General features: G+C 38.9%; 6 protein-coding genes. All 6 read left to right on the forward strand.

Annotation, left to right across the window (positions count from 1 at the left end; genetic code table 11):
- Nucleotides 1-693: 693 nt before the first annotated feature.
- Nucleotides 694-1,449, forward strand: coding sequence for a peptidylprolyl isomerase (locus VB654_RS23965; protein WP_323216344.1), 756 nt, complete (start codon nt 694-696; stop codon nt 1,447-1,449).
- Between the two features lie 15 nt (nt 1,450-1,464).
- Nucleotides 1,465-4,473, forward strand: coding sequence for a peptidase domain-containing ABC transporter (locus VB654_RS23970; RefSeq protein ID WP_323216345.1), 3,009 nt, complete (start codon nt 1,465-1,467; stop codon nt 4,471-4,473).
- Nucleotides 4,474-4,611: 138 nt separating this feature from the next.
- A complete protein-coding gene (locus VB654_RS23975; protein WP_323216346.1) occupies nt 4,612-6,177 on the forward strand; it encodes an HlyD family efflux transporter periplasmic adaptor subunit in 1,566 nt (521 codons plus the stop codon).
- A 249-nt stretch (nt 6,178-6,426) separates the two neighbouring features.
- Entirely contained in the window at nt 6,427-6,648 is a 222-nt protein-coding gene (locus VB654_RS23980; RefSeq protein WP_323216347.1) for a hypothetical protein, read from the forward strand.
- A 197-nt stretch (nt 6,649-6,845) separates the two neighbouring features.
- Nucleotides 6,846-7,718 carry a hypothetical protein gene (locus VB654_RS23985; protein ID WP_323216348.1) on the forward strand — a complete coding sequence of 291 codons (873 nt, stop codon included), beginning with the start codon at nt 6,846-6,848 and terminating at the stop codon, nt 7,716-7,718.
- A 435-nt stretch (nt 7,719-8,153) separates the two neighbouring features.
- Nucleotides 8,154-14,294: calcium-binding protein (locus VB654_RS23990; RefSeq protein ID WP_323216349.1), on the forward strand; the 6,141-nt coding region annotated here is incomplete at its 3' end.

A 14,294-nucleotide genomic window follows, 5' to 3' on the forward strand; every position in this document is an offset into this window, starting at 1 on the left:
AGTATTGGCGAAGGCTTTGATTCTCGAACAGCCGATTCATCCGTGAGGAGTTAAAAATATTTTCCATCAGGACTCGCATCATTACACTGACGGGGCTGGCTTCTACAAATGCATCAAATACAGGAGACAGCATAAGCGTTTAAGTACAATTTTCGTCTTACCTCCTTAGAAAAATCACATAATGTACTATTTGTCAATATTGAGAGGGCTGCTGCTTACACTTATTTGCCCAAAAAACCTTCCATTGACATTTACCCAAAAGATTTGCCTGCTCTACCTCCTGCCCTTTTTTAGTTCCGTCGAACTCACGTTAAAATACGTTACTCCAAAGTCACTTATTATACCACAAGCTGTCTATTGCGGAGAACCTATGGTTGAAAATCTGTGATTTAAACCAATATCTTTGCCAAAAGTAGCTCAATGCGCTGGCTTCAAAGCATAGACAAAACATTTTTCAACCAGATAGAACAAATAAATTATACTTTGTAACCTAAATTATATATAATAATAATCACAATACTTATACTTTAGATGATAAAGTGAGAAACAAGTTTGAAGTCGGCGATGCGGAGACTAATTTTGACCAACTTTGTTAGAAATATCACATATCACACGTAAATTCAGAGCATAGTCAATAATATCTCCAGAATCGAAGCCCTTGAACTGAGAAAATACTACTCCTGCTAGGTATCTATGAGAACAGTTTTACAAATTGGTAATCAAACCATCGCAGATGAGCAAATCATCTGCCTACTAACTCGTTACCAAATGCTACCTCATCTTCTGAGAGAAATTATTATTGATCAAGTAATCGCTCCTATTGATTTGACTCCAGAGGAAAAAGCCATTGCTCATCATTTACTGGAGCAGCAACAGTTAAACACAGAAACATCTTATCTAGCCTGGTGTAAGCGGTTCAACATCAATATAGAGCAATTAGAGACTCTAGCCACACGGCAACTAAGGATTGAAAAATTTAAACAAGTGACTTGGGGTGACAAATTAGACTCCTACTTCCTTAAACGCAAAGGACAGCTAGACAAGGTAATTTATTCGTTAATTCGTACCAAAGATACTGATGCTGCTAGAGAAATCTACTTTCGGATTCAAGAAAGTGAAAAATCCTTTGCAGACTTAGCAAGATCGCACTCCCAAGGTAGAGAGGCTCAGACTGGTGGATTAAACGGTCCAGTTGAGCTAGGTACTCTTCCTTTACCTCTGATGCAAATGCTTTCTGTTAGTCAACCTAGTCAACTTTGGCCACCTACATCCATAGAAAGATGGGTTGTGATTGTGCGACTAGAAAAATTTATCCCCGTACAACTAGATGAGTCCATACGTCAAGGACTGCTAAACGAATTGTTTACCACCTGGCTCTCCGAACAAATGAGTCAAATAGATTTTGCCATGAAAACTCAGGTAAATACTACCCAGCTTACAACCATCTAATAGAATCAATCATTTATGACTTACACAAAAAATACCTCTTTTATACAAGAATTTTTGGCCAGTATATTTCCCTTTAACAGTCTGTCAACTGTAGTAATAGCCAATCTATCAGAACAATTTCAACCCTTACGATATCGCATGGGTAAAAAGATATTAATCCGGGAGAAAATGCCATCCCAGATCATGATTATCTATCAAGGACAAGTTCGGCTTTTAGGTTATGATCCTTGCAATCAGCAAGAATTAACTCTGGGAATCCTCAATCCCGGAAATGTTTTAGGTTGCGTTAGCTTGGTACGGGGTATCCCTTGTGAAGCAGCGATCGCTTCCAGTGATACAGTTTGCCTCACTTTAGCAGCATCTGAGTTTCTAACTTTATTAAAGCAAGAACCCCAATTAGCAGATGTATTCCAAAATAAATGTACCTTGGTCGAAATATTTGACTTACTGGGTGCTGAACTGATACGTCGCGCTGATGGTGTGACTAATCTCAAAGAATTAGCACTACAAGTATTACCAGAAACAGTAGTTTGTCATCCCTTAGTAGGTAAAACAAGTCTCTCCAAAGACAGAATCTGGTTACTAAGTAGCGGTATGATTAACGGTTCACCAGTAGGTAGTCGTCTTAACCCTGATACTTTCAACGACTTCAAAATCAAAAATTTTAAGGCTCTCCGCTTAATAGGTATTCCACAGCTATCCTTAGAGAAAAATAAGATTACAGAAACGGTAATACCTTCTCCTGCATTGCCTTCAGAACATTTTATAAATGCGATCACTCCTGCATTTTCCGAAGCTGATATTCCTGATGCCCCTGTAGAAGAAACTGCTGAATTTGCATTTTCACGCTATAGTGATCATAGCCAAGAAAAATTAAACAAATATCCTTACATTCGAGGCAGAGGTTTTGTTGATGAAACCCTAGCTTGCTTTCAAATGTTAAGTCAATATTTTGGCATTCGCTGTCGTAAAGATGTAATTCAAAGAGTTTTAATTGAACGGATAAAATCCAATGGTAGTATTTCCCTTAAATTTTGCGGTGCTGTATCCGAATTAATTGGGTTAAAAGCGCAGTTAATTAGTATACCTGCCGAAGTAGTGAATCGCCTGCCCACACCAGCAATAATTAATTGGCAAGATAGTTTTGCTGTTGTCTATAAAATTAGTAGCAAAGAAATAATTTTAGCAGTACCAGGAGAGGGAATTCGACAGAGAAAATTAAATAATTTCATTGATTCTTGGGGGCAATCAGGTCAGGTATTATTACTTTCAACTACTAACAATACTCCCAAGGAAAGATTTAGTCTGCGCTGGTTCTTACCTTTTCTATCTCGTTATCGCAAGGTGCTATTAGAAGTATTTATTGCTTCCTTTTTTGTGCAATTATTCGCTCTAGCTAATCCATTGATTACTCAGGTAATTATTGATTTAGTTGTAGCCCAAAATAATATTGATACTTTGCACGTTTTGGGATTTTTTCTGGTAGTAGTGGCTATATTTGAAGCCATACTCACTAGCCTACGCACGTACTTATTTGTAGATACCACAAATCGGATTGATTTAGCTTTAGGTTCAGAAATTATTGACCACTTGTTACGCCTACCATTAAGCTACTTTGATAGACGTTCTGTAGGTGAAGTTTCTAGCCGAATTAATGAGTTAGAAAATATTCGGCAGTTTTTAACCGGAACTGCACTCACAGTAGTATTAGATGCGGTTTTTTCTGTTATCTATATAATTGTCATGGCAATTTATAGTTGGCTATTAACTTTAGTGGCATTAGCTACTGTACCCCTGTTTATATTGATAACTATCATAGCCTCTCCAATAGTACGGCAACAGTTAAGAACGAAAGCTGAAAATAACGCTAAAACTCAATCCTATTTGGTGGAAGTTGTCTCAGGAATTCGGACAGTTAAAGCCCAAAATATTGAACTGCGATCTCGTTGGCAATGGCAAAATCTTTATTCACGTTATGTCAGTGCTGGATTTAAAAGTGTTATTACTTCCACTGCTGCTAATTCAACTAGGAATTTTCTCAATAAACTCTCTAGTTTAATGGTGTTATGGGTTGGAGCTTATTTAGTGCTTCAGCAGCAATTAACCTTGGGAGAATTAATTGCCTTTCGGATTATTTCTGGCTATGTTACTAGCCCTCTTCTCCGATTAGCACAACTGTGGCAAAATTTCCAAGAAACTGGTTTATCGTTAGAGCGATTAAGCGATATTTTAGATACACCCCAAGAAGCAGATGAGGAAAGTTATAACAATATTCCCATGCCTATAATTGCAGGAAATGTCAAATATGAAAACATCTCTTTTCGTTTTGCCCAAAGTGGTCAATTGCAACTGAGTAATATTAATTTAGAAATTTCTGAAGGAATGTTTGTGGGAATTGTTGGTCAAAGTGGTTCTGGTAAAAGTACCTTAACTAAGCTGTTAGCTCGCTTATATGAGCCAATCTCTGGACGCATTATTATTGATGATTACGATATTAGTAAGGTTGAACTATCTTCTTTACGTCAACAAATTGGCGTTGTGCCTCAAGACACTCTTCTGTTTGATGAAACAATTCAAGAAAATATTGCCATCAATTATCCTGAAGCGACATTTGACCAGATTATTAATGCAGCTAAGATAGCGGTAGCACATGATTTTATTATGTCTTTGCCTAATGGTTATAACACCAGAGTAGGAGAAAGAGGTTCTACTTTATCTGGGGGACAAAAACAGCGAATTGCGATTGCTCGGACTGTTTTACAAAACCCCAGGTTACTAATTCTAGACGAAGCAACTAGTGCTTTAGACTATGACTCTGAGAGACAAGTGTGTTTAAACCTAGCTGAAGCATTTAAAGAACGTACTGTCTTTTTCATCACTCATCGTCTTAGCACTATTAAAAATTCAGACCTAATTTTAATGATGGAACAAGGGGTAATAGTAGAAAGAGGAACTCATAACCAATTGATGGATTTAAAAGGGCGCTATTACTGTTTATATCGTCAACAGGAAGCCCAAGTATAACAGTATTTATTTAACTTTAATACCGGGTTTCATTTACTAACCCTACATTACAGCCATTTTAGGAAATTTTTATTTCCATAAAAACTCTGGTGTTTGTTCAAAAAATTAAGCTCTAAAAAACAGGAAAATATAAAAATCATGAGTGAATACAACGGTAAAAATAATCCAAGCAATCCTACCGTTACATCTTTAAATCAGGTGACAACAGCAAAACAGATTTTATCTGAACCAGACTTAATCAGGGATAATAAATTTATTCCTAAAACTGAGTTTGACAATCCGATTATTTTAAAACAATCACCCTTGTTATCACGAGCAATTATTTGGGGTATTGTGGGTGTGACTTCTTTTGGCATTATTTGGGCTTGTGTAGCTAAAATTGGCAAAGCTGTTAAAGCTGAAGGTAAGCTAGAACCACAAGCTGAAGTAAAAGAAGTTCAAGCTCCTATTAGTGGTGTTGTAGCATCTGTTAATGTTGAAGATGGTAGTCAAGTTAAAACAGGTGATGTTCTCATTAAACTTGATACCACAACTGCCCAGTCTAATTTAAAATCCTTAACAACTAACAAGGAGTTAATATTACAAGAAAATCGGTTCTATCGTTCACAAATTCAATCTGGTTCTACATTCAACACTTCTGATATTTTACCTATAAATATTCCCGATGAAATTCGATTTTTAACTAAAAATAGGAATATATTAATTTCCGAAAACCAAATGTATTTAGCACAAATTAGAGAGTCTAGTCAAGGATTAAACCTGAGTTTAGAGGAAAAAGCACGGTTGCGAACAATACAAGATGAGTTTAACTCGCGGATAGTAGCTGGAAAACTAGAAATTGAGCAATTGGAAAATCAATTATCTCAAAGAGAAATACAATTAGCTAATGCTAAATCTAGGTTATCTGATGAAACTGGATACTTAATTGATCTTACACCTTTAGCAAAAGATGGTGGTATTTCCAGAATTCAGTTTGGTAAACAAAGACAAGAAGTAGGTATACGCCAAGCAGAAGTTGATCAACTACTACAAGAAATAGTCAAATCAAGAATTGCTATCTCTCAAGCAAAGGCACTTCTTGACAATACAGAATCTTCCTATAAAAGAGATTGGCTGAATAAAATTGAAGCAAATAAACAACGCATTGCAGAAATTGATAGTCAAATTAATAAGATAATTTTAGAGAATGAAAAGAAGTTGACGGAACTGGATAACCAAATTAATCAAGCGCAACAGGTTCTAAAATATCAGGAGATTCGAGCTACCAAAGCAGGAACAGTTTTTGATTTAAAGGCTTATAAAAATTTTGTAGCTAATAGTAGTCAATCTTTACTCAAAATTGTTCCTGATGATGCTTTGATTGCGAAAGTGTGTATCCCTAATCAAAATAGCGGTTTTGTAAAAGTAGGGATGGATGTAGATGTCCGCATAGCTTCTTTTCCCTTGAATGAATTTGGGGATATTAAAGGTAAATTAGTCTCGATAGGTTCTGATGCTCTACCCCCGGAACAGATTCGTCCTTATTCCTGTTATCCTGCCAAGATTCGGCTAGAGCAGCAGTATATTCAGGTGGGAGGAAAGAGAGAACCGTTGCAATCAGGGATGTCAGTCAGCGTCAATATTAAAGAGCGCGATCGCACTGTCGCGAGTATTTTCACTGAATCCCTCTCGAATAAGCTGGAGAGCTTGAAATTTGCCCGATAAGTATCTATTCAGGATGTCAGTACCTTGATATTCAACTCATTATCAGATGTATAAAATTTTTTTGATATTTTCTCTTGACACAATGTGAGTGTGTAAGTATACTCAAGTATATTCACTGCTATACTTTGTGAGATAAACAAAGTGATGACAGAATAACCCCTAATAAACCTATGGGCATTATACGTTCATAGTTAGGGATTACACCGAATTTGGAGTGGATAACCTTTTAACTCTAGAAAGGATTTACTCATGTCCCTAGCATCTAGTGATCCGAATTCCATTGATGAGTTTTTCAAACGCTTTGAGAGTGTTTTACTGCAAACCTGGCAAGATACAGGTTACGGACACCTAGAGATAGATAGTGAAAGAATCAACCAGGACAAAATCCGGGTAATTCTCCGAGGTTCAACTCACTATCGCTATGTTATTAGCGATGAGGATTTGAAAAATAGGACATCTACAGAAAACTGAGAAAATGTCTGAATACTTGCGACTTTACATTTTATCAAAGATGAAGAATCCAGACTTAATGCTCAAGCATTTGGTAAGTATTCATCATTTTCAATGTCATGATTAAGAGGCTGTAACATATATAAATCGAACCTAATTAACCTCTAATATCTTCTTAATAAATCAGGTTAATTTGGTCAACAAATAGAGGCAATATTGTGAATGGTTTGAAAAATAAATCCTTCTCTTCTCTTATTGCATTCTTGCTTTCACTGGGTATTCAAATTCCGGCTCATGCTGCTATTTTGAATATCCCTATCAATACGGGAACTATGGGAAAGCCAGGAATTAAGTCAGGAGATGCAGATTCAAATTTAACCTGGAACTTTACAGGTAGTTATTTAGAACCGCGCTATCAAAGTTATGCCGTTAATAGTAATTTTAGTTGGATTATGAAAGGAGGTGATATTAATTCAAATAATAATTATGGCTCTGATGTTCCTAATAATATGCCAGATTTTTATGGTGTGACATATTTGTATTACACATTTGAGCTACCCAAAGATGCTACTGGGATTAGTCTAGATTTTAGTACGATTGTAGCTGATGACCGTGTAGTATTATCTCTAAATGACAACGAATTAGGCAGCTACGCTCTTGCTCTTTCTGATTATGATTCCGTATTAGGTGTCATGATGGATGGAAATCAAAAGTATATTTCCAAAAATTTTGACGGTAATGGTTGGGAAGGTTCTTTTTTCTTTGATGACCCCAGCTTATTTAATTTAGGTGGGATAAATTTTCTCCGATTTTGGGTTAATAACACGTCAAAGCTCGATCCTAATGCACCTGCTCAAGCTATATCTAGCAAAGACGGAAACCTAGCATGGACACATTTCAGAGGTAAATTATCCTATAATACTGCTGATACAATTTCTACACCAGGATCATCAAAATCTGATGCAACATCTAATGTAACTTCTGTACCAGAATCATCTACAATTTTAGCTTTATTGGCTTTTATCTTTGCTGGAACTTTTACTGTTGGAGATAGTAAAAAATCAGGAAATAGAACTAAAATTGTCCGTTAATTGAGTTACAATAAATCAGAAAGTACCCAATTCTGATAATTCTAATTTTTAACTGCAATTGAAATCCAGAAAATAGGAGTAAATAGATAAAATAGAGTTTCCCTAAACTCCAAGCAATCATCATGTTGGATAGCTAATTTTTGAACTGATGCTGCATTTTAGATTCATAGCTACCACGCTAAATGTTCAGGTTTAACTTCAGAAAAATACACGGTTGAGAGGACTGGTATTTCTGAAGTAGTTATTAAATTAATTTCCTTTATATCTGACTCCTGATGAGTGTGATTCTCACAAAGTCGTTGCAGTAGGTCTTTTTGATCTACTACATCGGCTTTTTGCGTTTATAGCGGAATTTGATTTCAAGGTAAGTTGATTGGTTCATTTTTCTCAAAGATTCAACAGTTGCCAATATTTACACAAAAAGGAACAATAATCATGGCTAACTCTAATAATCAAATTTTTAATTCTGTATTTGCTAATCGCGTTTTTGCTAACGATTTTTCTGATTCTACAGTTCTTGAACAACTTATTAAAGACAATGGAACAACTCATGCTTTCTTTATCAATGGAATCTTGACTAATTCAAGTGGTTTTGATGGTGCGATGCAAGAGATTGCAAAAACACTGAATTTGGTCAGTCATGATGGTCTAAATGTCCCACCAAGCTCAGTGGTATTAGATGGGCATTACAATCGATCTATGATCAGTTGGGTAGACGTAGCTAAAGATACAATAAATTTACTTGAGAATGGTTGGAATATTATCCTCAATCCAACTAATATTGGTAATATAATTGGCAATGTGATAGATAGCATATTCACAGGTGCTGATTTAGTAAAAAATTTATCTGATGCTTTAATTGGTACATTTTTGAGCAATGAAATAGAAGAATCATTGAAACAATTTTTTGTAGATGAGCCTTATCCAAGTCAATTTGAAAATAGCTTTTGGACTCCAAGAGTGAGCGATTGGTTGGAACCCAATAAAAAAGATTCAGTTATTTTCGTTCCTCACTCTCAAGGTAACTTTTTTGTAGAAGATGGTTTACAAACAATTAATTCAAATCCAGATCGTATTAGAATCATTTCTATGGGTTCGCCTACTAATTATGCAACCGTTGGATTCATAAATGATGTTATTAGTGGATTATATGGTAATTATGATGGAGTAATTCTCAAAGATGCTAATGACCCTGTAACTTATTTTCAACTTGATGTCTCTTACTCAATCAACTCTTTTCTAAAAGACAAGTTTTACTCAATAATTAATCCATTTTCTGGAGTTTTTAATCCAATTATTTCTGCAAGTGATTTATCTTCGCAATTAGCTAATAGTATTACTAGCAAGCTTTCACAGTATGAAAAAACTTTTAGTCTAATGGAAGGTATTATAGGTACTTTAATTAAAGGATCTAATACTCACAGTCTCACAGAGAATTATTTAAAAAACTTTCATTTTCAAGACTATTTTACAGATTTTTTCTATGAACTACAACCTCAAGGATACTACTTTCCTAATGGAAAAGAACAAGTTGGGCAAAATGGTTTTGATGGACAAGGTGACAATGATAAAGATAATTGGTTAGAAGGCACTAAAGATGGAGAAGAATTAAATGGAGGTGGAAGAAACGACGTTCTTCGTGGTAATGCTGGAGACGACGCTTTAATCGGTGGTGAAGGCTATGACTTAATAGATGGTGGTGAGGGCAATGACACTGCTGATTACTCATCTAGTTCTGATAAAATCATCGTTCAAGCCACACAATATGCTGGTTCAGATGTTTATAAGATTCAAGATGGTTTCAATACTATAGATACAGTTGGTTTAGTTGAAACCATTAAAGGCTCATCCCATAACGATAAAATGTATGGTAGTAATTACACGGATATCTTCAAAGGTGAAGATGGAAATGATGACCTCCGGGGTCAGGGTGGTAATGATGAGCTTTGGGGAGGTAAAGGAGTAGATACGCTCTCCGGTGGAGAGGGCGACGATCAACTTTATGGTCAGAATGATACTGACTATATTGATGGCGAAGATGGTAATGACTATTTAGATGGTGGCAATGAGGATGATGCCACAGATTATCTATATGGTGGTGAAGGTAATGACACCATATACGGCTGGGGTGGTGATGATGACCTGCGGGGTCAGGGTGGTAATGATAACCTGTGGGGCGGAAAAGGAGTAGATACTCTCTCCGGTGGTGAAGGTGATGATAAGTTATATGGTCAGAATGATACTGACTATATTGATGGTGAAGGTGGAAATGACCTTTTAGATGGTGGTAATGAGGATGATGCCATAGATTACCTCTATGGTGGTGAAGGTAATGACACTCTATACGGCTGGGGTGGTGATGACGAACTTAGAGGTGAAGGTGGTAAAGACCTACTAGAAGGTGGAAATGGTAACGACTTACTAGAAGGGGGTACAGGTGATGATACCCTCAAAGGCGGTACAGGTAATGATAGCCTTTATGGGCAAGAGGGTAATGATCTGCTATATGGAGAGTCTGGAACTGATATTCTCATAGGTGATATAGGCAATGATGCTCTCTATGGTGGTGCTGACAACGATTACTTGTATGGTAACGCTGGTAATGACTCTCTCAATGGTGATTCTGGTAACGATTGGTTAGAAGGTGGTACAGGCAACGATACCCTTAAAGGTGGTACAGGTAATGACATCCTCCACGGTCAAGAAGATAATGACCTGCTAGATGGAGAAGCTGGTGCTGATACCCTGTCTGGCGGTAGCGGTGCTGATGAAATTTACGGTGGTGCTGATCAAGATTCACTGTATGGCGGTTCTAGCAATGATTATCTAGACGGCGGGACAGGCAACGACTATTTAGAAGGGAACTCCGGTGATGACACCATGCGTGGTGGCGCTCAAAATGACACTCTTTATGGTGGCATCGGTAATGACAAGATGTACGGGGATTCTGGTGATGACTTGCTATTAGGAGAAGCTGGTAACGACTTCATTGATGGTGGTAGCGAAGTTGATACCGTCAGCTACGACAACTCACCAGGTGGGGTTGTTGTCAACATTGATGAAACTCAAGCATATAACAATGATGTTAATGCTAGAGCCGCTCAAGCTATTACTGATGCTAATCCCAGCACCTACTACACTGACCTAGAAACCAATTTTGAAATCAACTCCGGTACAGCCAAAGACGGATTTGGAACTACAGATACCCTCACAAATCTAGAAAATATCATTGGTTCTGAATTTAATGATGTGCTGATTGGTAACAATAAAAATAACAGCATTCAAGGTTTAGGTGGTAATGACCTATTGATTGGTAATGCTGGAGATGACAAATTTGATGGTGGAGATGGGATTGATACCCTCAGCTTCCGCCGAGATCCTGGTAGTGTTAGAGTTAACCTCACCACTGGTAGAGCCATTGATGGTTGGGGTGGCAATGATATTATCTCTGCTATTGCAGGAAATAATTCCATCTCTACCATTGAAAATGTAGCTGGTTCTCAATACATTGACGAAATCATTGGCGATCGCCAAAACAATATTATCACTGGTGGCGCAGGAGACGACATTATCGAAGGTAGAGAAGGCGATGACAAACTCTACGGCGAATTAGGAGATGATGAAATCTGGGGTGGTACTGGTCGTGACACCATCTATGGTAATGAAGGCCAAGATATCCTCTACGGTGAAGCAGATAACGACCACATTTACGGCGGTGATGGTGATGATACCATCTGGGCAGGTGCTGGTGATGACTGGGTTTCCGGCGATACTGGCTACGGCGATGATAAAATTTACGGTCAAGAAGGTAACGATGAACTGTACGGTCGAGCCGGCAATGACTTGATCCGTGGTGGTACAGGAGCAGACCGCATCTTTGGCGAAACCGAAAATGATCAGCTTTACGGTGATGAAGGTGATGACTACATAGAAGGTGGTACTGGCGATGACTACATAGACGGCGGTTCTGAAAATGACACAATATATGCTGGTGAAGGCAATGACGAAGTTTACGGACAAACCGGAGAAGATATTCTAGATGGTGGTGCTGGCAATGACAAGATGTATGGTGGTGATGATGCCGATATTCTCTTAGGTCGTACCGGAGATGACTATTTAGATGGTGGTGCTGGTAATGACTACCTAGAAGGTGCAGAAGGCAATGACCAACTCTTCGGTCAAACTGGAGAAGACCTCCTAGATGGTGGTGCTGGTAACGACAAGATGTATGGTGGTGACGATGCCGATATTCTCTTAGGTCGTACCGGAGATGACTATTTAGACGGTGGCTCTGGTGATGACTATTTAGACGGTGCGGAGGGTTATGACAAACTCTATGGCCAAGCTGGTAACGACTACCTGTATGGTAACGCTGACGACGACTTCCTAGATGGTGGTGACGGTAACGATTTGCTAGTTGGTGGTCTTGGTCGTGATCAGCTTTACGGTCAAGGTGATGATGATGTGTTGTACGGTAACGAAGGCAACGACATTCTTGATGGTGGTTTTGGTGTAGACCGACTAGAAGGTGGTACAGGGGAAGATAGACTCTATGGACAAGCTGGTAATGACTCTCTGTACGGAAATGAAGGTCATGACTATTTAGAAGGTGGAGATGGCAATGATCTTCTAGAAGGTAACTCTGGTGATGACATTCTTTACGGTCAAGGTGATAATGACTCCCTGTACGGTAACGAAGGTAACGACGAGCTTTACGGCGGTGCTGGTGATGACTTCCTAAAAGCCGAAGCAGGTTATGACATCATTGATGGTGGCAGCGAAGTTGATACTGTAAGTTACGACAACTCTCTGAGTGGTGTTGTTGTTAATATTGACGAGAATAGCAACTATGCCAATGATGTAAATTTGCGATCGCAAGCCGCCATCAACTCTAAAAACCCCAGTTCATCCTACATTGACCTGGAATCTGACTTTGAAATTAATTCAGGTACAGCCAAAGACGGATTTGCGACTGTAGACACGCTCAAAAATCTGGAAAATATTATTGGCTCTGAATTTGATGATGTGTTGGTTGGTAACAATCAAGACAACCGCATTCAAGGTTTAGCAGGTAATGACCTACTGATTGGTAATGCTGGCAATGACCAGTTTGAAGGTGGTGATGGGATTGATACAGTTAGCTACCGTCGTGACAGTGGTGCTGTTGTTGTTAACTTAGAGACTGAATCAGCCATCGATGGTCAAGGTGGTAACGATACCTTAATGGGCATTGAGAATGTAGTTGGTTCTCAATATAGCGACCAAATTACGGGTGATAGCAATGCCAACATTATTACTGGTGATCATGGTAACGATACTATCAAAGGGCTAGGCGGTAATGATCAGCTTTATGGTGAACTTGGCAATGACACTATTCGTGGCGGTATTGGTAACGACACCATTTACGGTAATGAAGGCCAAGACACTCTCTACGGTGAAGAAGACAACGATATCATCTACGGGGGTGATGCTGACGATACTATCTTCGCCGGTGATGGCGATGACTGGGTTGCTGGTGAAAATGGTGGCAACGATAACAGTTCTGGTAACGATACCATCTACGGTGAAAGAGGTAATGACCAACTGATTGGTCAAGCTGGTAATGACCTGATTCGCGGTGGAGAAGGAAATGACAACATTGATGGCGGTAGCGACAACGATGAATTATACGGTGATATCGGTGATGACTTAATTGTTGGTGGTACAGGTAATGATTTTCTTGATGGTGGTGAAGGTAAGGATTATCTCAACGCAGGTGATGGCGATGACCAACTTCTAGGTCAAGCCGGAGATGACATCTTATACGCAGGTGCTGGTAATGATAGACTGTGGGGCGGTGATGATAATGACTATCTGGCTGGCGAAGAGGGAGATGACTATCTGGCTGGTGAAGCCGGAGATGACCTTTTAGAAGGTGGTGAAGGTGACGACCAACTTTATGGTCAAACCGGAAATGACGTTCTCGATGGTGGTGATGGAAGCGATCGCTTAATTGGTGGCGAAGGTGATGACCAGCTTTTAGGTCAGTCTGGGGATGATTATCTCGATGGCGGTGCTGGCAATGACGTTTTAGAAGGTGGCGAAGGCGACGACGAATTGTATGGTCAAGCTGGAAACGACGTTCTCGATGGTGGTGCTGGTAAGGATACTCTCTTCGGTGGAGAAAATGATGACCAGCTTTTAGGTCAATCTGGAGATGATTATCTCGATGGCGGTGCTGGCAATGACATTTTAGAAGGTGGCGAAGGCGATGACCAGTTAATCGGTCAAGCTGGAAATGACATTCTTGATGGTGGCGAAGGAAGCGATCGCCTGATTGGTGGCGAAGGTGATGACCAGTTAATTGGTCAAGCTGGCTTAGATTACTTAGATGGTGGTGCTGGTAACGATACTATCAATGGTGGTGAAGATGACGATCAACTCTTAGGTCAAAGCGGAAACGATATTCTCGATGGTGGTACTGGCAACGATACTATCAATGGTGGCGAAGGTGACGACCAGTTAATCGGTCAAGCCGGAGATGATTACCTTGATGGTGGAGAAGGAAGCGATCGCCTGGAAGGTGGCGATGGTAAT

It is taken from the genome of Nodularia sp. UHCC 0506 (assembly GCF_034931045.1).
GTDB lineage: Bacteria > Cyanobacteriota > Cyanobacteriia > Cyanobacteriales > Nostocaceae > Nodularia.